Genomic DNA, 22,983 nt, shown 5'->3' with positions numbered 1-22,983 from the left:
GCGCGCATGAGTGATGCCCCGCAGCTTTATCTGATGACCCCCGCCGGCGCCCAGGCCTCGGCGCTCGGCCCGCTTCTGGCCGAGGTGATGGACCGCTTCCCTGCGGCCTGCCTGCGCATTCGCGCCGGCGCCGAAGAGGACGAGCTGGGCCGCCTGGCCGATCTGGCCCGCGAGATCGCCCATGCCCGAGACGTGGCCGTGGTGATCGACGACCATGTGAAACTGGCGCAGCGGCACGGCCTCGACGGGGTGCACCTGACCGACGGCGCGCGCAGCGTGCGCTATGCGCGCAAGGAGTTGGGCGATGATGCGATCATCGGCGCCTTCTGCGGCGCCTCGCGCCACGAGGGGATGAATGCGGGCGAGCATGGGGCCGATTACGTCAGCTTCGGCCCGGTCGGCGCATCGGCGCTCTATCGTGGCGAACCGGCGGAACTGGACCTGTTCCAGTGGTGGTCCGAGATGATCGAGGTTCCGGTGGTCGCCGAAGGCGCCATCACGCGCGAATTGCTGGCCAGCCTGTCGCCCGTCACCGATTTCGTGGCCATCGGCGCCGAGATCTGGTCCGAGCCCGACCCGCTTTCGGCGCTGACCGCGCTTTGGGGGGGCTGAGGTCCGTCACCGCCCGGCGTCGAAATCCGCGCTGGCGGCCAGATGCGACAGCGCCAGCGGGATCGTCAGCAGCACGGCAAGGCCCAGATAGATCGCCGAGAAACTGACGCTTTCGGCCAGAAAGCCGATGGCGCCGGGCGCGACCAGAATGCCCGAATAGCCCATCATCGTCACGACCGACAGGCCGATCCCCGCCGCCAGGCCCGGCACGTTGCCCGCCGCCGAAAAGGCGATGGGGACCATGTTGGCAATCCCGATCCCGGCCAGCGCGAAGCCCACTATGGCCAAGGGCGCCGAGCCCGCCAGACCCGCCACGGCCAGCCCCGCCATCGCGGCAAGCGTGCTGAAGCGCAGCGTCCTGACCGCGCCCAGCCTGCGCCGGATCAGGTCGCCCAGAAAGCGCATCGCGGCCATCGTCGCCGCGCAGGCCGCAAAGCCCCAGCCCGCCACCGCCAGCGAAGCCCCCAGTTCGCGCTGCATATAGACCGCCGCCCAGTCGAGGATCGCACCCTCGGGGATCATCGCCATCAGCGCCATCACCCCGATCAGATAGGGCAAGGGCGTGCGCGGCAACCGCAAGGGCGGGCGCGCGGCGCCCGGCTCGGGGCCGTCCTCGATCACGCGGCGCCGGACGACCAGCAGCACCAGCGCGAACAGGGCCGAGACGGCGACGGCATGGGGGATTTCTCCGAAACGCTGGATCGCCATGCCGCCTGCGCCTGCGCCCGCAAAGGCGCCAAGGCTCCAGAACCCGTGGCAGGATGACATGATCGCCCGGCCCCGCGCGCGCTCGACCGCGACGGCATTGGCGTTCATCGCCACATCCATGCCGCCGATCAGCCCGCCGAACAGCGCCACGGCGGCGCCGACCGTCCAAAGATCGGGCGCGGCCGAGATCCAGATCAGCGCGGACGCGACGCCCCAGGCGGCGATCCGGACGGCCCGCGCCGAACCGCGCCGCGCGACCATCGCGCCGAAGACCGGCATCAGGCACAGCGAACCTGCGCCCAGCATCAGGACCAGAATGCCAGCCACAGCCTCGGAAATGTCCAGCCGCGCCATCAGCGCGGGGATCTTGGGCGCCCAGCTTCCGACCAGAAGCCCGTTGACGAAGAACAGGGCCGAAACGGCGATGCGATAGGGGTCCACGTCACACCATGGTTGGCAGAACGACATCGGGCGGCGTCTGCCCGTCGGCCATGCTGCGGATATTCACGATCACACGCTCGCCCATCTCGATCCGGCCCTCGATCGTGGCGCTGCCCATATGCGGCAGCAGCACGACATTGGGCAGGGCGCGCAGGCGCGGGTTGATCTCGTGCCCGCGCTCGAAGACGTCAAGGCCCGCGCCCGCAATCTCTCCGGCGCGCAACATCCGGGTCAGAGCGTTCTCGTCGATCACCTCGCCGCGCGACGTGTTCACCACCACGGCCGAGGGCTTCAGCAGCTTCAGCCGCCGCGCATTCAGCAGATGATAGGTCGAGGGCGTATGCGGCACGTTCACGCTGACGATATCCACCCGGCCCAGCATCCGGTCGAAACTGTCCCACCAGGTCGCGTTCAGCGCGGCCTCGATCTCGGGGCGCAGGCGGCGGCGATTGTGGTAATGGACCTCCATCCCGAAGACATTGGCGCGGCGCGCGACGGCCTGCCCGATCCGGCCCATGCCCAGAATGCCAAGCGCCCGCCCCCGCAGCCGCCCGCCCAGAAGCGCGGTGGGCGACCAGCCGTTCCAGTTGCCGTCCTGCATCTCGGCCAGACCTTCGGGGATGCGGCGCGTCACGGCCAGGATCAGCGCCAGCGCCATGTCGGCCGTGTCCTCGGTGGCGACGCCCGGCGTGTTGGTGGCCACGATCCCCAGATCGCGCGCGGCCAGCACGTCCAGATGGTCCATCCCCGACCCGTAATTCGCGATCAGCCGCAACCTGTCGCCCGCCTCGGCCAGCATCGAGGCGTCGATCCGGTCGGTGACCGTCGGCACCAGCACGTCGCAATCGCGCATCAGCGCGACCAGTTCGTCGCGCGACAGGCGCCGATCATCGCGGTTCAGCACGCAGTCGAACAATTCGCCCATGCGCCGTTCCACCGGCTCGGGCAGATGACGTGTCACAGCCACCCTGGGCCGCGACCCGGTCAGGGGTGCGCGCATCGGCATCATCACCTCATTTTCTCGCAACCGTGTCGGCGGCGCCCTTTCCATGAGGGGCCGCTTTTGGCAAACTGCCCGCGACAGGGGACGGACACAAGACCCCGCGAACAGGGCGCAGAGGCCCGGGCAGGAACGGAAGCGGACGGATGACAGCACGGATGACGAAACCCGGCCAGCGTTTCGGGACAACCTGGCTTGGCGCCTGCATGGCGATGCTGATCCTTGCCGCACCGCTCGCGGCGGCACCGATCCGCATGACCGCCCCTGCCGATCCCGCCCCCCTGATCCGCACCCAGTCCGAGGGCAACCAGATCCAGCGCGGCCCGGTCACGAACCTGCCCCTGCCCCGCTATGTCAGCCTCAAGGGGAACGAGGGCAATGCAAGGCGCGGCCCCAGCCTCTCGCACCGGATCGACTGGGTCTTTCGCCATGCCGGGATGCCCTTGCGCGTGACGGCGGAATTCGGCCATTGGCGCCGGGTCGAGGACAGCGACGGCGCGGGCGGCTGGGTGCATTACGCGCTGCTGTCGGGCGTGCGCACGGTCCTCGTCTCTCAGGACATGCTGGAACTGCGCACCCGCCCCAACCCGAACGCCGATGTCGTCGCCCGCGCCGAGGCCCGCGCAATCCTGCGCCTGGGCGAATGCAATCCCGAATGGTGCCGCGTCTCAGGCGGAGGCCAGCGCGGCTGGGTCCCCAAGGGCGCGATCTGGGGCGTGGATCCGGCCGAGACCCGCGACTGACACCTTCTTCTTCATCGAAATATCCCGGGGGAGTCGCGGAACGCGACGGGGGCAGCGCCCCCAGCCACGCCCGGCACACGCGATGCCGTCAGATCAACCCGCGCCCCTTCAGCAAGGGCTCGACCCCCGGCATCCTTCCCCGGAACGCCAGCCACAACTCATCCGCCGGGGCCGATCCGCCGCGCGACAAGATCGTCTCCTCCAGCCGCCTCGCGGTGGCGGGGTCGAAGATGTCGCCCGCCTCCTCGAAGGCTGCGAAGGCATCGGCATCCATCACCTCGGACCACATGTAGCTGTAATAGCCCGCCGCATAGCTGTCGCCCGCGAAGACATGGGCGAAATGGGGCGTCGCGTGCCGCATGGGGATCGCGGCGGGCGCGCCAAGGGCGGACAGAACCTCTGCCTGCCGGGCCATCGCATCGGCGGGCGGGGCGCCGCGATGAAAGGCCAGATCGACCAGCGCGCTTTCCAGATACTCGACCGTGGCGAAGCCGGCATCGGCCCGGCCCGCCGCCAGCAGCTTGTCGCGCAGATCGGCAGGCAGAGGCTCGCCCGTCGCATGATGGCGGGCATGGGCGTCCAGCACCTGCGGCTGTTCCAGCCAATGCTCGTAAAGCTGGCTGGGCAGTTCCACGAAGTCCTGCGCGACCGAGGTGCCGGAAATCGAGGGCCAGGCCACATCAGACAGGATGTGATGCGTTGCATGTCCGAATTCGTGGAACAAGGTCCGCGCATCGTCCCAGGACAGGAAGGCCGGCGCGCCGGGCGCCTCGGGCGGGGTGAAGTTGCAGACATTCACCACGATGGCGCGCTGGCCCGCGCCCATCTTGTGCTGCATCTGCAAGGCCGAACACCAAGCCCCCGACCGCTTCGCAGGTCTCGCAAAGAAATCGCCCACGAAAATCGCCATCAGCTTGTCGCCGCGCATCACGCGCCAGGCCCGCACCTCGGGCGCCCAGAGCTCGGCCTCGACCGGCTGAAAGCTCAGTCCGAACAGGCGGTGGGCCACGTCGAACACCGAGCCCAGCATCGCGTCCAGCGTCAGATAGGGCTTGACCGCGCCCGAGTCGAAATCGTGATCGCTGGCGCGCAGGCGCTCGGCGTAGAGGCGCCAATCCCAGGGTGCCAGCGCCTCGTTCACGCCATCGGCGCGCAGCATCGCGGTCAGGCGTTCGGCATCGGCGCGGGCGCGGGCCTCGGCCGGGGTCCAGACGGCGTGCAGCAGGTCCTCGACCCGCTCGGCGCTGCCCGCCATCTCGGTCTCCAGCTTCCACGAGGCGAAATCGGGATGCCCCAGCAACTGCGCGCGTTCATGGCGCAGGGCCAGGATCTCGGCCACCAGGGGCAGGTTGTCGCTGGCCTCGCCCCCGGCCCCCTGCCCCGAGCCGCGCAGGGTCCAGGCCCTGAACGCGGTCTCGCGCAGGGTCCGGTCGCTGGCATGTTCAAGGAAGGGCACGATCAGCGAGCGGTTCAGCGTGACCACCTGCCCCGCCATTCCCCGTTCGGCCGCCGCCGCCCGCATCGAGGCCAGCAGCCAGTCGGGCAGGCCCTCAAGCCGGTCATCGGGAATGGGCAGGACGTAGTCGCGCTCATCCGTCAGCACGTTCTGGGTGAATTGCGTGGTCAGAACAGCAAGCCGGGCGCGTATCTCGGCCATGCGCGCCCGCGCCGCATCCGAAAGGCCCGCGCCGGCCCGGTCCAGATCGCGCAGCATCAGCCGCACCAGCCGGGCATCCTCGGGCGGCAGGTCATCGGCGTCCTCGGCCACGGCCTTGACGCGCGCATGAAGGCGGGGGTCCATGCTGACGCGGCTGCCGTAATCGGCCAGTCTGGGCGCGAAGTCGCGTTGCAGCGCCTGCCGGGCGGGGTTCGAATCGACGGCGGCCAGCGTGTAGAAGATCGCCAGCATCCGGTTCAGCCCCTCGTCGGCGGTTTCCATCGCGGCGACGGTATTGGCGAAATCGGCGGGGGCGGGGTTGGCGGCGATGGCCTCGACCCTTTCCAGCGCGGCGGCCAGTTCGCGGTCGAAGGCGGGGGCGAAATCCTCGTCCGCGATCAGGTCGAAGCGCGGCAGGCCCTCGGGGCCGGACCAGCGGGTCAGTTCGGGATTGGTGGTCGGGTTCATCGGGCGGCCTCCTGTCGGTCGGGCCGAGCTTAGGACGCCCCGTCCGCCTGCGCCAGAGCCGCGCCCGACCCGCAGACCTCGCAGCCGGGATCGCGGGCGCAGTCGATCACCCGCGTCTGCGACCAGAGGGCATCATGCAGGACCAGCCGCCCGGCCAGACCCTGCCCCGCGCCGGTCAGGTGCTTGATCGCCTCCAGCGCCATCATGCTGCCGATCACGCCGGGCAGCGCGCCGATTACGCCCGCCTCGGCGCAGGGCATCTGCGCGGCGGGGGCGTCGGGGAACAGGCAGGCCATGCAGGGCGCGCCGCGCGCGGGGTCGAACAGCGTCACCTGCCCCTCCCACCGGGCGATGGCGCCGGACAGAAGCGGCACGCCCGCCGCGACGCAGGCCGCGTTCACGCCCGCGCGCGAGGCATGGCTGTCGGTGCCGTCGATCACCAGATCATGCCCCGCCACGAAATGGGCATCGTCTGCGCCGATCCGGCGGATCAGGGGCGTCACATCGACATGCGGGTTCAGCGCCATCATCGCCTGCGCGGCCGCATAGGCCTTGGGCTCGCCGCGCAGATCGTCGCGATAGATCACCTGACGCTGCAGGTTCGAGCGGCTGACCACGTCGTCATCGACCAGCGTGATCCGCCCCACCCCCGCCGCCGCCAGATAAAGACAAACCGGCGCGCCAAGCCCCCCCGCGCCCACGACCAGCACCCGCGCCTGACGCAGGCGCATCTGGCCCGGACCGCCGATCTCGGGCAGGACAAGGTGGCGGGAATAGCGGTCCAGTTCGGCCTCGGACAAGGTATCGTCGCGGGGTGCGGGTTCAGGCGCGGGCGCGCTGCGGGCGCGCAGGCGACCAAGCAGGCGGCGATAGGCCAGGATGACCGCGACGAACCCGCCCAGAACCAGCCAGCCCGCCGCATTGCCCCCCATCAGTTCCGCCGCGCGGCTGCCGGGCGCCAACAGATGCAGCAGGACCAGCAGCACCCAAAGCGCGGCCAGCGGCCCCCACATCACCCGGCGCGGCAGCCGCGTGATGCGCGCGAAGAACAGCCACAACGCGGCGATCCACAGCGACAGCATCGCCCTAGCCCCGCCCGGTCGAGCCGAAGCCGCCCTGCCCGCGCGCCGTGTCGGACAGCGACCCGGCTTCGGCAAAGCGGGCCTGCGGCGCGGGCGCCACGATCATCTGCGCGATGCGGTCGCCATGGGCCACGGTAAAGGGCGCGTCGCCCAGATTGATCAGGATGACGCCAAGCGGGCCGCGATAATCGCTGTCGATCGTGCCGGGGGCGTTCGGCAGCGCGATGCCGTGCTTCAGCGCAAGGCCCGAACGGGCGCGGATCTGGACCTCCCAGCCCGCGGGGATTTCCAGTGCAAGGCCGGTCGGGACCAGCGCGCGCGCCCCCGGTTGCAGGACCAGCCCCGTCTCGCGCAGCGCCTCGGGCAGGTTTGCGCAGAGATCGGCGCCCGCCGCGCCCGGCGTGGCATAGGCGGGCAAGGGCAGCGCGGAGTCGTGCCCCTCAAGGCGCTGGACCCGGATCGTCGGGGCGGTGAAAGGCGCGTCGCTCATCGGGTCTTCCCCCTGTCAGGCGGTCATTCTGTCATGCAAAGGCCGCGCGGCAATGCCTGCGCGGCCCCAAGGTCGTTATGTCGCAGCCGTTCAGCGCGGGGCGATCATCATCACCATCTGCCGGCCTTCCAGTTTGGGCATGGATTCGACCTTGCCCGCCTCGCCGACATCGTCGCGCACGCGGTTCAGCAATTCGAGGCCCAGATCCTGGTGCGCCATCTCGCGACCCCGGAAGCGCAGCGTGACCTTGACCTTGTCACCGCCCTCGAGGAACTTGAGGACGCTGCGCATCTTGACGTCGTAGTCATGCGTGTCGGTGCCGGGGCGGAACTTGATTTCCTTGACCTCGATCACCTTCTGCTTCTTGCGCGCTTCGGCCTCGCGCTTCTGCTGTTCGTATTTGTATTTGCCGAGGTCCATGACCTTGCAGACCGGCGGGACTGCGTTCGGCGAGATTTCCACGAGGTCCAGCCCGGCCTCTTGCGCCATCTGAAGTCCCACCGAAGGGGGGACGACGCCGACATTCTCTCCGTCGGCTCCGATGAGGCGGATTTCGGCCACCCTGATGCGTTCGTTGGTGCGGGGGCCGGTATCACGGGTGGGCGGTGCATTATGCGGACGGCGGGCTATGGCGTTGCTCCTTGTGCTGCCAATCGAAAGTGCAACGAAGTTAAGGCCCGAACGGGTCCAATTCAACCGAATTTGATGCGAGCGGGCGCCCAAAACGCAGGCATGACGCCCGAAACCGGCCCCCGGCCCCGCCGCGTGACGCTTTCGCGCGTGCGGCGCCTGTGCCATAGATGGCCCGGGACGCGCCCGATGGGCCGGATGCGCGCCGAAACGGGGATTTGCGATGAAGAAGGTATTGCCGATTCTGGCGCTGGTGGTGATCGCGGGCGGCGGGCTGTGGTTCTGGATGCAGGACCGGCAAGAGACCCCGGAAACGCCCCCCGTGACGGCGGCGACCGACGCCCCCGCCACGCCTGCGGGCGAGGCCGCGCAGATCGCCGACGACACCGCCCGTCAGGCCGCCGAAGCCGCAGCCGAGGCCGCCCGCAACGACGAGGCCGCCGATGCCGCCGCCGACGCCGCAGCCGATGCGGCAGCCATCGCCGCCGATGCTGCCGCCGAAGCCCTGCGCGCCGCCGAAGAGGCCGGCGCGTCGCTGGCCAGCGACGCCGCCCGCAGCGCCGAGGCCGCAGCCGAGGCCGCAGCCGAGGCCGCGATCGACGCCGCCGACCGCGCCGCCCTCGCCGCCGCGCAATCCCCCGCCGGCGAGGCCGCGGCCGAGGTCGTCGAGGCCACGCGCAACGCGGCCGACGCGACGATGGACACGGCCGACGCTGCCGCCACCGCAGCCCGGATCGAGGCGCTGCTGACCCCCGATGGCTTCGACCGCGCCGAGGTCGCGCGCCTGATCGACCAGGCCGCCATCAGCGACACCCAGAAGGCTACGCTGCGCCGCTTGATCGAGACCGCCGGCAACAACCCCCAATTGCTGGCCGCCGCGCTGGAGCAGGTCAAGGCGGTGATGCGCTGATGAGCCTGCCCGTTCACGAGTTCGGCCCTTTTCTGGCCAGCAAACCCGCCCAGATCGCCAAAGGTCCGCTGGCGATCATCCTGATCGAGGATGACAAGGCCGTCGCCGCGACACTGGCGCATCATCTGGCGCGCGGCTTCCGGCACATCCTTGCGCTGTCCGACGCGCCCCTGACCCTGACCGAGGCCGAACTTACACCCCTGGCCGGGAAGGTGACGAACCTCATCCTGAACACCCGGCGCCCCGACGCGCATGTCGATGCGGTGAACGCTGTCATCGCCGCCGTCCCCGAGGCGACCTGGCTCTATTACTGCTACAACGCCGAATTCCTGTTCTATCCCTTCTGCGAGGCGCGCAGCGTGGGCGAGATGCTGGCATTCCACACCGAGGAACGGCGCAGCGCGATGCTGACCTATGTTGTCGATCTCTATGCGGGCGATCTGGGCCGCCACCCGGATGCGGTGGATCTGGAACAGCCGCTGTTCGACCGGACGGGCTATTACGCGCTTGGCCGCAAGGGCGCCGACGGGCATCCGCTGGAACGGCAGCTGGATTTCCACGGCGGCCTGCGCTGGCGCTACGAGGAATTGCTGCCCCCCGACCGGCGCCGCATCGACCGCATCGCGCTGTTCAAGGCCGCGCCGGGGCTGCGGCTTCTGCCCGATCACCGGTTCTCGGTCGAGGAATACAACACCTATTCCTGCCCCTGGCATCACAACATCACCGCCGCCATCGCCTCGTTCCGGGTGGCCAAGGCGCTGGTCGGCAATCCCGGTTCGCGCGATCATGTCCACGACATGACATGGCGCAACTCTCATCCGTTCCGCTGGCACAGCGAACAGCTGATGGAACTGGGCCTGATGGAGCCGGGCCAGTGGTTCTAGCGGCCTTGCTCGCTTGCGTGGCCTGATCGGACGGCTGCGCGGGCCGGGACACCCTTGCGCCCCGCGCATGGCCGGTGATAGACCCGATGCCAACTTGAACTGAGGCCCGCCTGCGGGCCGATCACGCAAAGGCATGACCCGGATGGCACTGAACAAGACCAGCTTCGACCGCGACGACCTGCTTGCCTGCGCGCGCGGAGAGCTGTTCGGCCCCGGCAACGCGCAGCTTCCCGAGCCGCCCATGCTGATGATGGACCGCATCACCGAGATTTCCGAGGATGGCGGCGCGCATGGCAAGGGCCACGTCGTGGCCGAATTCGACATCACCCCCGACCTGTGGTTCTTCGCCTGCCATTTCCCCGGCAACCCGATCATGCCGGGCTGCCTGGGCCTTGACGGGCTGTGGCAGCTGACCGGCTTCAACCTGGGCTGGCGCGGCTGGCAGGGGCGCGGCTATGCGCTTGGCGTGGGCGAGGTCAAGCTGACCGGCATGGTCCGTCCCGATCGCAAGCTGCTGCGCTACACCGTCGATTTCACCAAGGCCATCCAGACGCGCCGCCTGACCATGGGCGTGGCCGATGGCTTGGTCGAGGCCGACGGCGAGGTGATCTATCAGGTCAAGGACATGAAAGTGGCCCTCTCGGCCAGCTGATCCCCATTTGCACAAGGAGGCCCCCATGCGACGCGTCGTCATCACCGGGCTTGGTATCGTCTCGCCCATCGGCAACAATGCCGCCGAGGTCACGGAAAGCCTGCGCGCGGGCCGTTCGGGCATCGTGGCCGCACCCGAATATGCCGAACACGGCTTTCGCAGCCAGGTCCACGGCAAGCCGCAGATCGTGCTGGAAGACCATATCGACAAGCGCAACCTGCGCTTCATGGGTCCGGGCGCGGCCTATAACTTCATCGCCATGGAACAGGCGATCAAGGATAGCGGGCTGGACGACAGCGACGTGTCGAACCCGCGCACCGGCCTGATCATGGGCTCGGGCGGGCCGTCCACAAGCAATTTCTTCGAGGCGCACCAGATCGTCATCGAAAAGGGCGCGCCCAAGCGGATGGGTCCGTTCATGGTGACGCGCTGCATGTCGTCCACCAACTCGGCCTGTCTGGCGACGCCGTTCAAGATCAAGGGCGTGAACTACTCGATCACCTCGGCCTGCGCGACCAGCGCCCATTGCATCGGCAACGGGGTCGAACTGATCCAGATGGGCAAGCAGGACATCGTCTTTGCAGGCGGCGGCGAGGAACTGGACTGGACCCTGTCCTGCCTCTTCGACGCGATGGGCGCGATGTCGTCGAAATACAACGACACGCCCGAAACCGCCTCGCGTCCCTATGACGCGACGCGCGACGGCTTTGTCATCGCGGGCGGCGGCGGCGTGCTGGTGCTTGAGGAATTGTCGCACGCCCTGGCGCGCGGCGCCAAGATCTATGCCGAGGTGACGGGCTACGGCGCGACTTCGGATGGCTACGACATGGTGGCGCCCTCGGGCGAAGGCGGCGAGCGTGCGATGCGCGTGGCGCTGGCCACCCTGCCCGAAGGCCGCAAGGTCAGCTATATCAACGCGCACGGCACCTCGACCCCGGTCGGCGATATCGGCGAGGTCAAGGCGATCCGGCGCATCTGGGGCGAGGGTTCCACCCCGCCGATCAGCTCGACCAAGTCGCTGACTGGCCATTCGCTTGGCGCGACAGGCGTTCACGAGGCGGTCTACAGCCTGTTGATGTTGCAAAATGACTTCATCGCGGCTTCGGCGAATGTCGCCACTCTGGACCCCGAGATTCAACCGGGCGAAATTGCGACCACGCGCGTGGACAACGCAGGGTTGGATTCGGTCCTGTCGAACAGCTTCGGCTTCGGCGGCACCAATGCGACGCTGCTGATGTCGCGCTATATCGAGTGACATAAGGGCCGAGGACATTCATGGGCGATCTTCTGAAGGGCAAGCGCGGGCTTGTGATGGGGGTCGCCAATGAGCGGTCCATCGCATGGGGCATCGCGAAGGCGGTTGCCGCCGAGGGGGCCGAACTGGCCTTTTCCTATCAGGGCGAAGGGTTCGGCAAGCGGGTCGAGCCGCTGGCCGCCTCGGTCGGGTCGGATTTTCTGGTCGATGTCGATGTGACCGACGACGCCTCGCTGGATGCGGCCTTCGCCGCCATCACCGAGCGGTGGGGCCGGCTGGACTTTCTGGTCCATGCCATCGCCTTTTCCAACAAGGACGAACTGACCGGCCGGTTCATGAACACCAGCCGGGCGAACTTCAAGCACAGCCTCGAGATCAGCTGCTATTCGCTGATCGAGGTCGCAAGGCGCGCCCATCCGCTGATGGGTGCGGGCGGCTCGATCATCACGCTGACCTATGGCGGCTCGAACCGGGTGACGCCCTTCTACAACGTGATGGGCGTGGCCAAGGCGGCGCTGGAATCCAGCGTGCGCTATCTGGCCAATGATCTGGGCCCCGACGGCATCCGCGTGAACGCGATCAGCCCCGGCCCGATGAAGACGCTGGCCGGCGCGGCGATCGGCGGGGCGCGCAAGACCTATCGCCATACAGAGGCCAACGCCCCCCTGCGCGCCAATGCGACGCTGGACGCGATCGGCGGCACCGCCTGCTGGCTGCTGTCGGATTGGGGCGCCTGCACCACGGGCGAGGTCGTGACGGTCGATGGCGGTTATCACGTGCTGGGCATGCCGCAGAGCGAGAACCTGTAAGGCAGGACCGGGGGCCAGCCCCCGGACCACCGGGATATTTTCGTGAAGAAGAAGGGCGGGGCGATGGCGAGTTTCACGGCAAGCGACGGGGCTGGGATCTGGTATTCGGATCAGGGCGAAGGTCTGCCGGTTCTGGCGCTTGCCGGGCTGACGCGGACAGGTTCGGATTTCGACTATCTCGCCCCGCATCTGGAAGGCGTGCGGCTGATCCGCATGGATTACCGCGGTCGAGGCAGGTCGGACTGGACCGGGGCCGCAACCTATACCGTGCCCCGTGAGGCGCGCGATGCGGTCGAACTGCTGGATCATCTGGGCATCGGGCGCGCGGCGCTTCTGGGAACGTCACGGGGCGGGCTGAACGGCCTGTTTCTGGCAGCGACCGCGCATGAAAGGCTGTCGGGGATCTGCCTGAACGATGTCGGTCCCGAAATCGAGCGGGCGGGGCTTGAGAAGATTTTTGATTATGTCGGGCGCAACCCCGTCGCGCGCAGCCATGCCGAACTGGCCGGGCGGATGCCTGCGGTGATGGACGGCTTTTCCGATGTCCCCGAGGGGCGCTGGCTTGACGATGTGCGCCGCCATTATCACGAAACGCCCGAGGGTCTGCGCATCAATTACGACCCTGCCCTGCGTGAGGCCTTTCTAGCCGCATTCGAGGGTGAGGCGCCGGATCTGTGGCCGCTCTGGCAGGCGACGGGGGATCTGCCTGTGGCGCTGATCCGGGGGGCGAATTCCGATCTGCTGTCGCGGGCGACCAGCGAGCGGATGTTGGCGATGCGCCCCGATCTGATCATGACCGAGGTGCCGGGCCGCGCCCATATCCCCTGGCTCGACGAGCCGCAATCGCTCGAGGTGATCCGCCGCTGGCTGGAGGCCTGTGCGGGGCGCGCCTGACCGATCGTGATTCAGCCCACAAACGCTGCGGCAGAGCGGCTAGTTGGCGCTCGGTGCGGCATTTGTTTGCACGATATGCACCTTGCGGGTCTTGTGACACAGCGCGTCTTTGCATAGGCTTTCGGGGGGCAGTTCCGCCCCCAGGGCAAGGATCGGCCGGATGATGCAGAATGCGCTGATGCCCCCCGAGCCGCTGCGCGCGCAGATCGCCCGATCAAACGTGGCGCTGTCGCTTGCCGCGGCCGAGGCGGATATGCCGCTGATCATGGTCAACCGCGGCTTTCAGCGGCTGACCGGGTTCGAACATGCCGCCGTGATCGGCCGGAATTGCCGTTTTTTGCAGGACGATAAGACGCCCGTTCACCAGATCGCAGCGATGTCGGTCTTTCTGCGCGACGACACACGCGATGACGGGCGCTTTCCCGTGCTGAACCGGCGCATCGACGGGACCGGCTTCGTCAACCTGGTCTTTCTGTCCAAGCTGCGCGACCATGAGGGGCGGATCCGCTTCGTGATCGCATCGCAATTCGACATCACCACGGCCCGGCAGGCTGCGGCTCTGGCCGGCAATGACGAGGCGCTGATCGGCGCGTTGGACATGATGCGTCAGACGGTGGGCCAGTTCGGGCTGGCCATGACGGATTCGGCCGGGCTGATCGCCCGCTCGATCACCACGCTGGCCAGATTTGCGGTGCGCGATGAATGACGCCTCGGGACCAGAGATGAAAGGCCAGAAGGCCATGCCGACCTTTGCCGTCGTGGGCATCGGCGCATCCGCAGGCGGGCTTGAGGCCCTGCACGACCTTCTGCGCGCGGCGCGGCGACAGGATCAGGCGGCCTATGTCGTGATCCAGCATCTGGACCCGACCCATGACAGCGTGCTGGCCGAATTGCTGGACCGGCGCACGGAACTGACGGTCGAGCAGGCCCGTGACGGCACCAAGATCCTGCCGGGCCATGTCTATACGATCCCCCCCGGCGCGCGCATGTTGATCGAGGGCGGGCGCCTGAAGCTGACCGATTTCGACCAGCCGCGGGGCTTGCGCCGCCCGATCGACGATTTCTTCGAAAGCCTCGCCCATGATTGCGGCACGGCGGCGGCCTGCGTGATCCTGTCGGGGACGGGGGCGGACGGGACGCTTGGCCTCAGGGCGATCAAGGAACATGGCGGGATCTGCGTCGTGCAGGAGCCGCGCACCGCGCGCTATGACGGAATGCCTCTTTCGGCCGAGGCCACGGGTCTGGTCGATTTCGTGCTGGCGCCCGAACAGATCGTGCCCGCGATCCTGCAGTTCTTTGAAAGCAGCCATGAGGGCATGGCCGAAGAGGCGATGATCGGCGATGCCCGCCGCATCTGCGACCTGCTGCGCGACCGCACGGGGCATGATTTCCGGGGCTACAAGATCTCGACCCTGCTGCGTCGCATAAGGCGGCGGATGCAGGTTCACGGGCTGGGCGACAGCCGCGCCTATCTGCGCCATCTCGATGCCAGCCCCGACGAATGCGAGGCGCTGCTGAACGAGTTCCTGATCAACGTCACGCGCTTCTTCCGCGACCCCGAAGCCTTCGAGGCCCTGCGCGCCAAGGCGATCCGCCCGCTGGTTCAGGCGCATCAGGGCGACGATCTGCGCGTCTGGGTGCCGGGCTGTTCCAGCGGCGAGGAAGCCTATTCCATCGCCATGCTGATTGATGCCGAGATGCGCGCGGCCGGACACAGGCCACGCTTTACGGTCTTTGCCTCGGATATCGACCGCCGCATGATCGAGGTCGCGCGCGGCGGCACCTATCCGATCAGTGCGCTGGTCGATATCCCCGAGGACCTGCGCCACGATTATACAAGCCACCGCGACGGGCTGATGCGGATCGTGCCGCAATTGCGAGACCGGGTGCGGTTCTCGCTGCATTCGCTGGTGCGCGACCCTCCCTTCAACCGGGTGGACCTGATCTCGTGCCGCAACCTGTTGATCTATCTGGACGAGGATCTGCAATCGCGCATCCTGCCGCTGTTCCATTATGCGCTGCGTCCGGGCGGCTATCTGCTGCTGGGTCCGTCCGAAGGCGTGCGCCGCGAGGCGATCCATTTCACCGAACTCGATCGTCAGGCCCGGCTTTACCGCCGGGACGAGGCGCCCGCGCGGCTGCCGCTGGACCTGCCCTTTTCCGCTGGCCGCAGCCAGCGCCAATCCGAGGCGCAGGGTGCCGCACGCGGCGCGCCTGCCTTGTCGGAAACCGCGCAAAGCGCGCAGCGTCGCGTCCTTGACCGCCATGCGCCCGCCGCCCTGCAGGTCTCGCGCTCGGGAGAGGTCTTGTGGTCCTCGGGGCGGCTGGCACGGTTCGTGACGGTCGATCCGGCGGCGCGGGGGCCGGTTCTGGCGGCCGCGGTCGTCAGCAAGGGGCTGCGCGAGGCCGTGACTCGCGCCATCGAGGAAGTGACCGCGACGGAACGCCCGCTGGTCATGCGCGATCTGGTGGCGCGTTCGGAACTGGGCCGCCAGCCCGTCACGCTGACGGCCGAGCCCCTGCCCGACCGCTCGGTCCTGCTGGTCTTCCGCGAGACCGGCGCGCTGGCGGCAGGCGAAGAGGGCCAGCCCGATTACGACGAGCTGACGCTTGGCGAAAGCCAGAGCGAGCGGCTGGAGGAGGAGCTGCGCCTGACCCAGATGGAGCTGCGCAGCGCCGTCGAAGAGCTTGAGACCGCGAACGAGGAGCTCAAATCCTCGAACGAGGAAATGATGTCGATGAACGAGGAGCTTCAATCGACGAACGAGGAACTCAGCACCGTCAATGACGAGCTGAAATCCAAGATCGACGACCTGACCCTTGCCAATTCGGACCTTCAGAACTTCTTCTCGGCGACCAAGATCCCGCTTCTGGTGGTCGATCGCGACATCCGGGTGCGCAATTTCACCGCCGCCGCGCTGCAGATCTTTCCGCTGCGCCGCTCGGATCACGGGCGCCCGCTGGCGGATGTGTCGAACGTCTTTGGCGGCGATCTGCTGGAACGGATGGCGCGTGAGGTCGTGGCTCAGGGCGAGGCGCAGGGCTGCGAGATCGCCGAAGCCCGCCGCGACCGCGCCTGGCGGGTGGATGTGAAACCCTATCGCGGCCCTGACGGGCATCTGCAGGGCGCGATGCTGGTTTTCGAGGATGTGACCGCCCTGCGCGACCTGCGCCACGCGGTCGAGCGTCAGAACGAACGTCTGAACGCGGTTCGCAGCCTGGCACGGATCGCGGTCTGGCAGTTCGATGCCGACAGCCGCAGCGTGACGATCGACGATTCCTCGGACCTGCTGGGCATCGGGCGCACCGCGAACCTGCCGCTGACGGCCTTTGCCGCGCTGATCGATGTCGCCGACCGCGACGCGTTTCTGGCGGATATCGAGAATTGCGTGACAGGCCAGCCCCTGCGCCGCGTGCTGACGCCCTCCACCGACCCGAGAACCCGGATCGAGGCCGCCGGCCAGCGCCTGTCGGACGGGGACGATTGCGTTCTGGGCGTCATGCTGGACGTGACCGCCGTCGAGACCTCGGCCCGGCTGCGCGAGGCGGTGATTTCCGAGATGGATCATCGGGTGAAGAACCTCTTTACCCAGATCGCCGCGATGCTGCGGATGGCCGCGCGCGAAACCGACGAGGCCGAAACCGTGGTTCAGGAAGTCTCTGCCCGGATCAACGCGCTGGCCCAGTCGCACAGCCTGACGACGCGGCGCGGCGCCTCGGTCGAACTGGATCTGGCGGAACTGGTCGGCACGACGCTGGCGCCCTATGCCGGCGCGCGGGCCTCGCAAGAGGGGCCGCCGGTCAAGGTGCGCGCGGGTCAGGTCGTGCCCCTTTCGCTGATCCTGCACGAACTGGCGACGAATGCGTTCAAGTACGGCGTTCTGGGCCCGGTCCCCGGTCATCTTTCCGTCACCTGGACCTGCAGCGAGCGGACGGAGCTGATCTGGTCCGAGACCTACGGCGCCGAGCGCGAGGCCCAGACCCCTGACGAAGGGTTCGGCTCGGTCCTGCTGGAGGGTGCCGCCGCCCAGCTTGGCGCAGCGCTGGAGGTGGACCAGCAGGCCTGTCACAGGGTCACACGGTTCTCGTTCTAGATCAGGACCGGGCGCCGGGCAGCGCCGTGGCGGCGTCGCTGTCATCCTTCAGCGCGACGCCGGTCGCGTCGATGCGCCGCGCCTCGGTGATCAGCCACAGCAGACGGTCTGCGGCGGCCTCGTGGTCCAGACCGCCGTTCATGTGGATGTTCGAGACGCAATTGCGCGCGCTGTCACGCAGGCCGATCCGGGGCGCGCGCGTCAGATAGGCCCCCAGGCTGTCGGCGACCGACAGGCCCGGCCTTTCGCCGATCAGCATCAGCACCATCTCGGCCCCCATCGCCTGCCCGATCGCATCGCCAAGCGCCACCCGCGCGCCCCGCGCCAGCACGACGGGCCGCCCGTCCAGCTCCGGCAGGCGGCGCACCAGCGCGTGGACCAGCGGCGCGGCTTGCGCCATCACGGCAGGCGCCGACAGCCCGTCGCCGACCACGATGAGCAAGGGCGGCGCGTCATGGGGCAGATCACCCTGGGCCAGCTTTCGCCCCAGATCGGGGCGGCGCAGATAGGTCGCGCGGTCGGACGCGGCGCTGGCCGCGTGCAGGACCGGCAGCGGGTTCAGCGCGCGGGCCAGCGCCGTCCAATCCACCGCGCCGTGGATCGCATCGCGCGCGGCGGCATGATCCTGCTGGAAGGTGAGCAAGTCCGCCATCGAGACAGGCGCCATTCCCGCCCGCAGCCGCACCCGCGCAGGGGTCATCGCGGCCAGCCGCGCCCATGGATCTGGCGCGCTCATGCCGGCAGGCCCAGCTTGCGCGCCAGGGCGCCGGGATCGGGCAGCGCGTCCTGCCCCGCCAGACCGAAGGCTTGCAGCCACGCCGCGAATTCGGGGGCGGGGGTCAGGCCCGTCACCTCTCGCAGATAGGCGATGTCCTCGAAGGCGAGGCTCTGATAGCCCAGCATCACGTCATCCGCCCCCGGCACGGCGATCACGAAATTCACCCCTGCCTGCGCCAGAAGCGTCGCCAGGTTGTCCATGTCATCCTGATCGGCCTCGACATGGTTGGTGTAGCAGACATCCACCCCCATTGGCAGGCCCAGCAGCTTGCCGCAGAAATGATCCTCCAGCCCCGCACGGATGATCTGCTTGCCGTCGAACAGGTATTCCGGCCCGATGAAGCCCACGACCGTGTTGACCAGCAGCGGTTGATAGGCGCGGGCGACGCCATAGGCGCGCGCCTCGAGCGTCTGCTGATCGACGCCGTGATGCGCATCAGCCGACAGGGCCGAGCCCTGCCCCGTCTCGAAATACATCACGTTGCGCCCGATTGTGCCGCGGTTCAGCGACAGCCCGGCCTCTTGCGCCTCGGCCAGCATGGCCAGCGTGATGCCAAAGCCGTCATTCGCGGCCTCGGTCCCGGCGACGGACTGGAAGATCAGGTCCACCGGCGCGCCGCGTTCGATCAGGGTCAGGGCGTTCGTGACATGGGTCAGGACGCAGGTCTGGGTCGGGATGTCCAGCGCCGCCCGCATCTCGTCCAGGGCCGTCAGCATGGCGTGGCAATTGCCCAGATTGTCCGAGGCCGGGTTTATCCCGATGACCGCATCCCCCGCGCCCTGCAGCAGCCCGTCGAGGACCGCGACCGCGATGCCGCGCGGATCGTCCGCGGGGTGGTTCGGCTGCAACCGCGAGGCCAGCACACCCGTGCCCCCGATGCTGTTGCGAAAGGCGGTTTCCACGCGGATCTTGCGGGACACGCGGATCAGGTCCTGATTGCGCATCAGCTTGCTGACCGCCGCCACCATCTCGGGCGTCAGACCGGGCGCCAAGGCGCGCAAGGCCGCGCGATCGGCGGCGGGCGACAGGAGCCAGTCGCGGAATTCACCCACGCTCATCGAGGCAATCGGCGCAAAGGCCGCGCGGTCGTGGTTGTCGATGATCAGGCGCGTGACCTCGTCGGTCTCATAGGGGACAAGCGCCTCGTTCAGAAAGGCCGTCAGAGGCAGGTCCATCAGCACGCGGCGCGCGGCGACACGCTGCAGGGCGCTGTCGGCCGCGATCCCGGCCAGCTGGTCGCCGGACCGTTCGGGCGAGGCCGCCGCCATCACCGCCGCCAGATCGTCGAACCGGAACGTCTCGCCCCGCGCGCTGGCGCGATATGATGTCATCGAAAAGCCCCCGCGTTCCGCCGCGCCCATGATGGGACGCCGCCGCGCGAAAGGTCAAGAGACCGGACCGATCAGGTCCATTTCAGGGGGGTAAGATGGTGCGGCCGAGAAGACTCGAACTTCCACTCCGGTTAAGGAACAGCGACCTCAACGCTGCGCGTCTACCAATTCCGCCACGGCCGCATCCGGGCAGTGCGGGCCTGATAGCCCGTCCCGCGCCCCTTGAAAAGGGGAAAAACGCATCCCGGCGCGCATGGCCGGGATGCGCGTCAGTCCTGCGCCCGAAGCACCTGCGCAGGCCGCGCCGACAGGGGCCGCCAAGCGAAGGCAAGGCCCGCCAGCAGTGTCGCCAGAACGCCGCCCGCGACGATGCCGATGGCCGAGGCCGCGTCAAAGCGGAAATCGGTCTCCATCACGAAGCGCATCACCGCCCAGCCCGCAAGCCCGCCCCAGAGCAGCGCCACAAGCCCTGCCGCCGCCCCCAGCAGCGCCGAGCGCAGCGCGAAAGAGGCCAGCACCCGCCCGCGCACAGCGCCGAGCGTCTTGAGCACCGCCGCCTCGAAGACGCGGGCGCGTTCGCCCGCCGCCGCCGCACCGATCAGCACGACAAAGCCCGTCAGCAGCGTGGCCGCCGCCGCCCAGGATGTCGCGGCGGCGATGCCCGACAGCGCCTCGGCCGCGCGGTCGATGGCCTCGCGCACCGGGACGGCGGTGATGTTCGGAAAGCGGCTGCCCAGATCGCGCAGGATCGCGGCCTCGGCCTCGGGCGGGGCATAGACGGTGGCGATATGGGTATGCGGGGCGCCCTGCAGCGCGCCGGGGTTCATCGCCATGACGAAGCCGATGCCCGCCGTGCTGAAATCCACCTCGCGGAAGCTGGCGATGGTCGCGGTGATGTCGCGGCCAAGGATGTTGACCGTGACCGTGTCGCCAAGGTTCAGGCCGATCTCGCGCCCGATCTCGTCGGACATGCTGACAAGGGGCGGACCTGCGTAATCCTCGGGCCACCACTCGCCCCGGGTCAGCACCGTGCCGGGCGGGGGCGCGGCCGCGTAGGTCACGCCCCGGTCGCCGCGCAGCACCCAATGGCCCGGCGCGACCTCTGATGCCGGGCGGTCCTGCAGGCGCGTGATGATGCCTCGCAGCATCGGCGCGGTCTCGACATTCGAGACGAGGGGGTCATCCTCCAGCCGGGCCATGAAATCGGGCAATTGGTCGGTCTGGATATCGACGAAGAAATAGGCCGGCGCGCGGGCGGGCAATTCGTTCTGGATCGCGGATCGCAGGTTCGATTCGACCTGCCCCACCGCCGCCAGAACCGTCAGCCCCAGCCCAAGCGACAGGATGACCGACATCGCCTCTTCGCGCGGGCCCCCGATGGCGGCCAGTGCCAGACGCAAGGCCGGGCGCCCCCGCACCAGCCGCGTGCGCGCCAGCGCCCGCGCAAGGCGCCGGACCAGCAGGGCAGCGACAACCAGCACAAGAAACGCCCCAAGGATGCCCACCGCAGCCCCAAGCGCCAGTTCCGGCACGCCCGAGAACCAGGCCGCAGCCCCGATCAGCACCGCCAGGGCCACCATCATCGCCAGAAGATAGCGCGCGCGCGGCCAGCCCGCCGCCGCGCCGCCCACGCCGCGGAACAAAGCTGCCGCGCGGACCTGTTCGCTGCGCGCCAGCGGCCATAGGGTGAAGACAAAGGCCGTCAGCAGCCCGTAAAGCGCCGCCTCGGCCAATGGCGCGGGATAGAGGCCAAAGACCGCAGGCACCGGCAGCCGATCCGCCAGCAGCGGCGACAGCGCCAGCGGCACGCCTGCGCCAAGCGCCAGACCTGCCGCAATGCCGATCAGCGCCATGACCCCGATCTGGATGAAATAGACCCAGAAGATCGTCCGGCCCGGCGCGCCAAGCGTCTTGAGGATCGCGATCACCTCGGTCTTGCGCGCCAGATAGGTCCGCACCGCCGCCGAGACGCCGACGCCGCCCACGGCCAGCCCCGTCAGGCCGACCAGAACCAGAAAGGCCGCGATCCGGTCCACGAACATCTCGATCCCCGGCGCGCCGCGCCGCGCATCGCGCCAGCGCGCGCCGCTGTCGGGGAAGGCCTCGCGCAGGGATGCGCGCAGGGCGTCGGGATCGGCATCCGGCGCCAGCATCATCCGGTAGCGGCTGTCGAACAGCGTGCCCGCGCCCAGAAGCTGGCTGTCGGCCAGCGATTGCGTCAGGACCAGCGTGCGCGGCCCGAAGCCAAAGCCTGCCGCGCCCGCATCGGGTTCCGAGACCAGCGCGGCGGTCAGCTCGAATTCCTGCACGCCAAGGCGGAAACGGTCACCGACCTCAAGCCCCAGCCGGTCGCGCAACAAAGGCTCGACCACCGCACCGGGCAGGCCCGAGGGCTGAGCCCCAAGCGCCTGCGCGATGGGGATGTCGGGCTCCAGCACGGCCTGCCCGACCAGCGGCCACAGGTCGTCCACGCCCTTGACCTGGGTCAGGGCGCGTTCGGCATCGGCCCCCTCGCCCACCACGACCATGGATCGAAAATCGACTATCTCGGAAACGGTTACGCTGTTTTCCTCGAACCATTCACGCTCGGCCGGGTCGGCGAAACGGTAGGTCAGGCTGACCTGCGCGTCGCCACCCAGCAGCGCCGCGCCCTCGCGCTCCAGCCCGGCCTCGATGGCGGCGCGGACGGTGCCGACGCCCGCAATGGCCGCGACCCCAAGGGCAAGGCAGACCAGCAGGATCCAGAAACCACGCAACCCGCCACGCAATTCCCGGCGCGCGATCCGGGCGGCGATAGGCAGGCTCATTCGGCGGCCTGCGGGATGGCGGCGGCCTCGATCCGGCCATCGGCCAGCCGCACCACGCGGTCGCAGCGGGCCGCCAGATCCGGCGCATGCGTCACCAGAACCAGCGTCGCGCCGTGATCGGCGCGCAGACCGAACAGCAGGTCCATGATCGCCTGCCCGTTGGCGCCGTCCAGATTGCCGGTCGGCTCGTCCGCCAGCAGGATCGCCGGGCGCGGCGCGGCGGCGCGGGCCAGCGCCACCCGCTGCTGTTCGCCCCCCGACATCTGGCCGGGATAATGGTCCATCCGGGCGCCCAGACCCACGCGGCTGAGTTCTTCGGCCGCGCGATCAAAGGCGTCAGCCACACCCGCCAGTTCCAGCGGGGTCGCGACATTTTCAAGCGCCGTCATCGTCGGAATGAGGTGGAAGGACTGGAACACCACCCCCATATTGCCCAGACGAAAGCGGGCCAGCGCGTCCTCGTTCAGGGCGGTCAGATCCTGACCAAGCGCCTGCACCCGCCCCCCGGTGGCGCGTTCCAGCCCGCCCATGACCATGAGGAGCGACGACTTGCCCGAACCCGAAGGCCCGACCAGCCCCACCGTCTCGCCGCGCGCCACGTCCAGGGTGATGCCCCGCAGGATCTCGACCGGACCGGCATTGCCTTGCAGCGTCAATCGGGCGTCTTCAAGGCGGATCACGGGCTCGGTCATCTCGTTCATCCCTGCTTTGCTTCGGCTTTTCGCACCTGCGGGAGGA

20 protein-coding genes and 1 tRNA gene are annotated in these 22,983 nt (G+C 68.7%); 10 read left to right on the top strand and 11 right to left on the bottom strand.

Annotation, left to right across the window (positions count from 1 at the left end; translation table 11 throughout):
• Nucleotides 1-6: 6 nt before the first annotated feature.
• Entirely contained in the window at nucleotides 7-612 is a 606-nt protein-coding gene (locus ACTZWU_RS04775; protein WP_444736207.1) for a thiamine phosphate synthase, read from the top strand.
• 6 nt (nucleotides 613-618) lie between these two features.
• Here ACTZWU_RS04775 and ACTZWU_RS04770 read toward each other — a convergent pair whose 3' ends face one another.
• Nucleotides 619-1,761 (bottom strand): MFS transporter, encoded by a 1,143-nt coding sequence (locus ACTZWU_RS04770; RefSeq protein WP_444736206.1) that lies wholly within the window; start codon nucleotides 1,759-1,761, stop codon nucleotides 619-621.
• Nucleotide 1,762: 1 nt separating this feature from the next.
• A complete protein-coding gene (locus tag ACTZWU_RS04765) occupies nucleotides 1,763-2,767 on the bottom strand; it encodes a 2-hydroxyacid dehydrogenase (RefSeq protein ID WP_444736205.1) in 1,005 nt (334 codons plus the stop codon).
• A 248-nt stretch (nucleotides 2,768-3,015) separates the two neighbouring features.
• Here ACTZWU_RS04765 and ACTZWU_RS04760 point away from each other — a divergent pair, with 248 nt between their 5' ends.
• Entirely contained in the window at nucleotides 3,016-3,504 is a 489-nt protein-coding gene (locus ACTZWU_RS04760) for an SH3 domain-containing protein (protein ID WP_444736426.1), read from the top strand.
• Between the two features lie 88 nt (nucleotides 3,505-3,592).
• Here ACTZWU_RS04760 and ACTZWU_RS04755 read toward each other — a convergent pair whose 3' ends face one another.
• The 4 genes from ACTZWU_RS04755 to infC form a co-directional block, all read right to left on the bottom strand.
• Nucleotides 3,593-5,629, bottom strand: a complete 2,037-nt coding sequence (locus tag ACTZWU_RS04755) for a M3 family metallopeptidase (RefSeq protein WP_444736204.1) — start codon at nucleotides 5,627-5,629, stop codon at nucleotides 3,593-3,595.
• A gap of 29 nt (nucleotides 5,630-5,658) precedes the next feature.
• The gene (locus ACTZWU_RS04750; protein ID WP_444736203.1) at nucleotides 5,659-6,711 is read right to left on the bottom strand and encodes a HesA/MoeB/ThiF family protein; all 1,053 of its coding nucleotides are present in this window, start codon (nucleotides 6,709-6,711) and stop codon (nucleotides 5,659-5,661) included.
• A 4-nt stretch (nucleotides 6,712-6,715) separates the two neighbouring features.
• On the bottom strand, nucleotides 6,716-7,201 hold the full coding sequence (gene dut / locus ACTZWU_RS04745; RefSeq protein WP_444736202.1) for a dUTP diphosphatase: 486 nt from the start codon (nucleotides 7,199-7,201) through the stop codon (nucleotides 6,716-6,718).
• A 90-nt stretch (nucleotides 7,202-7,291) separates the two neighbouring features.
• Nucleotides 7,292-7,999, bottom strand: coding sequence for a translation initiation factor IF-3 (gene infC / locus ACTZWU_RS04740; RefSeq protein WP_444736201.1), 708 nt, complete (start codon nucleotides 7,997-7,999; stop codon nucleotides 7,292-7,294).
• Between the two features lie 55 nt (nucleotides 8,000-8,054).
• Here infC and ACTZWU_RS04735 point away from each other — a divergent pair, with 55 nt between their 5' ends.
• The 8 genes from ACTZWU_RS04735 (at nucleotide 8,055) to ACTZWU_RS04700 (ending at nucleotide 17,329) form a co-directional block, all read left to right on the top strand.
• A complete protein-coding gene (locus tag ACTZWU_RS04735; RefSeq protein WP_444736200.1) occupies nucleotides 8,055-8,741 on the top strand; it encodes a hypothetical protein in 687 nt (228 codons plus the stop codon).
• Nucleotides 8,741-9,625 carry a glycosyltransferase family 2 protein gene (locus ACTZWU_RS04730; RefSeq protein ID WP_444736199.1) on the top strand — a complete coding sequence of 295 codons (885 nt, stop codon included), beginning with the start codon at nucleotides 8,741-8,743 and terminating at the stop codon, nucleotides 9,623-9,625. Before ACTZWU_RS04735 ends, ACTZWU_RS04730 begins: the two co-directional genes overlap by 1 nt.
• A gap of 142 nt (nucleotides 9,626-9,767) precedes the next feature.
• A complete protein-coding gene (gene fabA / locus ACTZWU_RS04725) occupies nucleotides 9,768-10,277 on the top strand; it encodes a bifunctional 3-hydroxydecanoyl-ACP dehydratase/trans-2-decenoyl-ACP isomerase (protein WP_444736198.1) in 510 nt (169 codons plus the stop codon).
• A gap of 25 nt (nucleotides 10,278-10,302) precedes the next feature.
• Nucleotides 10,303-11,532, top strand: a complete 1,230-nt coding sequence (gene fabB / locus ACTZWU_RS04720) for a beta-ketoacyl-ACP synthase I (RefSeq protein ID WP_444736197.1) — start codon at nucleotides 10,303-10,305, stop codon at nucleotides 11,530-11,532.
• Nucleotides 11,533-11,552: 20 nt separating this feature from the next.
• On the top strand, nucleotides 11,553-12,341 hold the full coding sequence (locus ACTZWU_RS04715) for an enoyl-ACP reductase FabI (protein ID WP_444736196.1): 789 nt from the start codon (nucleotides 11,553-11,555) through the stop codon (nucleotides 12,339-12,341).
• 63 nt (nucleotides 12,342-12,404) lie between these two features.
• Complete coding sequence (locus ACTZWU_RS04710) at nucleotides 12,405-13,235, top strand: alpha/beta fold hydrolase (RefSeq protein WP_444736195.1); 831 nt, start codon at nucleotides 12,405-12,407, stop codon at nucleotides 13,233-13,235.
• Nucleotides 13,236-13,395: 160 nt separating this feature from the next.
• Entirely contained in the window at nucleotides 13,396-13,941 is a 546-nt protein-coding gene (locus ACTZWU_RS04705) for a PAS domain-containing protein (protein WP_444736194.1), read from the top strand.
• Between the two features lie 16 nt (nucleotides 13,942-13,957).
• Nucleotides 13,958-17,329, top strand: coding sequence for a chemotaxis protein CheB (locus ACTZWU_RS04700; RefSeq protein ID WP_444736193.1), 3,372 nt, complete (start codon nucleotides 13,958-13,960; stop codon nucleotides 17,327-17,329).
• Nucleotide 17,330: 1 nt separating this feature from the next.
• On the opposite strand, the gene eutC is transcribed toward ACTZWU_RS04700, so the two are convergent.
• From eutC to ACTZWU_RS04675, 5 genes are all read right to left on the bottom strand, one after another.
• The gene (gene eutC / locus ACTZWU_RS04695; protein ID WP_444736192.1) at nucleotides 17,331-18,065 is read right to left on the bottom strand and encodes an ethanolamine ammonia-lyase subunit EutC; all 735 of its coding nucleotides are present in this window, start codon (nucleotides 18,063-18,065) and stop codon (nucleotides 17,331-17,333) included.
• On the bottom strand, nucleotides 18,062-19,438 hold the full coding sequence (locus tag ACTZWU_RS04690; RefSeq protein WP_444736191.1) for an ethanolamine ammonia-lyase subunit EutB: 1,377 nt from the start codon (nucleotides 19,436-19,438) through the stop codon (nucleotides 18,062-18,064). Before ACTZWU_RS04690 ends, eutC begins: the two co-directional genes overlap by 4 nt.
• A 96-nt stretch (nucleotides 19,439-19,534) precedes the next feature.
• A tRNA-Leu gene (locus ACTZWU_RS04685) sits at nucleotides 19,535-19,621 on the bottom strand.
• A gap of 86 nt (nucleotides 19,622-19,707) precedes the next feature.
• On the bottom strand, nucleotides 19,708-22,245 hold the full coding sequence (locus ACTZWU_RS04680; RefSeq protein WP_444736190.1) for an ABC transporter permease: 2,538 nt from the start codon (nucleotides 22,243-22,245) through the stop codon (nucleotides 19,708-19,710).
• Nucleotides 22,242-22,937 carry an ABC transporter ATP-binding protein gene (locus ACTZWU_RS04675; protein WP_444736425.1) on the bottom strand — a complete coding sequence of 232 codons (696 nt, stop codon included), beginning with the start codon at nucleotides 22,935-22,937 and terminating at the stop codon, nucleotides 22,242-22,244. Before ACTZWU_RS04675 ends, ACTZWU_RS04680 begins: the two co-directional genes overlap by 4 nt.
• Between the last annotated feature and the right edge of the window lie 46 nt (nucleotides 22,938-22,983).

Origin of the sequence: Paracoccus sp. NSM (genome assembly GCF_052379855.1) — a bacterium.
Classification (GTDB): Bacteria; Pseudomonadota; Alphaproteobacteria; order Rhodobacterales; family Rhodobacteraceae; genus Paracoccus.
The sequence above is the reverse complement of the archived record's forward strand: the minus strand, read 5'-3'. Positions and strand labels throughout refer to the sequence as shown.

Excerpts from the sequence above, each read along its gene's own strand:
- ACTZWU_RS04775 (WP_444736207.1), top strand. The coding sequence starts at position 7 with ATGAGTGATGCCCCGCAGCTTTATCTGATGACCCCCGCCGGCGCCCAG.
- ACTZWU_RS04765 (WP_444736205.1), bottom strand. The coding sequence starts at position 2,767 with ATGCCGATGCGCGCACCCCTGACCGGGTCGCGGCCCAGGGTGGCTGTG.
- ACTZWU_RS04760 (WP_444736426.1), top strand. The coding sequence starts at position 3,016 with ATGACCGCCCCTGCCGATCCCGCCCCCCTGATCCGCACCCAGTCCGAG.
- ACTZWU_RS04755 (WP_444736204.1), bottom strand. The coding sequence starts at position 5,629 with ATGAACCCGACCACCAATCCCGAACTGACCCGCTGGTCCGGCCCCGAG.
- ACTZWU_RS04750 (WP_444736203.1), bottom strand. The coding sequence starts at position 6,711 with ATGCTGTCGCTGTGGATCGCCGCGTTGTGGCTGTTCTTCGCGCGCATC.
- dut (WP_444736202.1), bottom strand. The coding sequence starts at position 7,201 with ATGAGCGACGCGCCTTTCACCGCCCCGACGATCCGGGTCCAGCGCCTT.
- infC (WP_444736201.1), bottom strand. The coding sequence starts at position 7,999 with ATGGCACAGGCGCCGCACGCGCGAAAGCGTCACGCGGCGGGGCCGGGG.
- ACTZWU_RS04735 (WP_444736200.1), top strand. The coding sequence starts at position 8,055 with ATGAAGAAGGTATTGCCGATTCTGGCGCTGGTGGTGATCGCGGGCGGC.
- ACTZWU_RS04730 (WP_444736199.1), top strand. The coding sequence starts at position 8,741 with ATGAGCCTGCCCGTTCACGAGTTCGGCCCTTTTCTGGCCAGCAAACCC.
- fabA (WP_444736198.1), top strand. The coding sequence starts at position 9,768 with ATGGCACTGAACAAGACCAGCTTCGACCGCGACGACCTGCTTGCCTGC.
- fabB (WP_444736197.1), top strand. The coding sequence starts at position 10,303 with ATGCGACGCGTCGTCATCACCGGGCTTGGTATCGTCTCGCCCATCGGC.
- ACTZWU_RS04715 (WP_444736196.1), top strand. The coding sequence starts at position 11,553 with ATGGGCGATCTTCTGAAGGGCAAGCGCGGGCTTGTGATGGGGGTCGCC.
- ACTZWU_RS04710 (WP_444736195.1), top strand. The coding sequence starts at position 12,405 with ATGGCGAGTTTCACGGCAAGCGACGGGGCTGGGATCTGGTATTCGGAT.
- ACTZWU_RS04705 (WP_444736194.1), top strand. The coding sequence starts at position 13,396 with ATGATGCAGAATGCGCTGATGCCCCCCGAGCCGCTGCGCGCGCAGATC.
- ACTZWU_RS04700 (WP_444736193.1), top strand. The coding sequence starts at position 13,958 with ATGAAAGGCCAGAAGGCCATGCCGACCTTTGCCGTCGTGGGCATCGGC.
- eutC (WP_444736192.1), bottom strand. The coding sequence starts at position 18,065 with ATGAGCGCGCCAGATCCATGGGCGCGGCTGGCCGCGATGACCCCTGCG.
- ACTZWU_RS04690 (WP_444736191.1), bottom strand. The coding sequence starts at position 19,438 with ATGACATCATATCGCGCCAGCGCGCGGGGCGAGACGTTCCGGTTCGAC.
- ACTZWU_RS04680 (WP_444736190.1), bottom strand. The coding sequence starts at position 22,245 with ATGAGCCTGCCTATCGCCGCCCGGATCGCGCGCCGGGAATTGCGTGGC.
- ACTZWU_RS04675 (WP_444736425.1), bottom strand. The coding sequence starts at position 22,937 with ATGACCGAGCCCGTGATCCGCCTTGAAGACGCCCGATTGACGCTGCAA.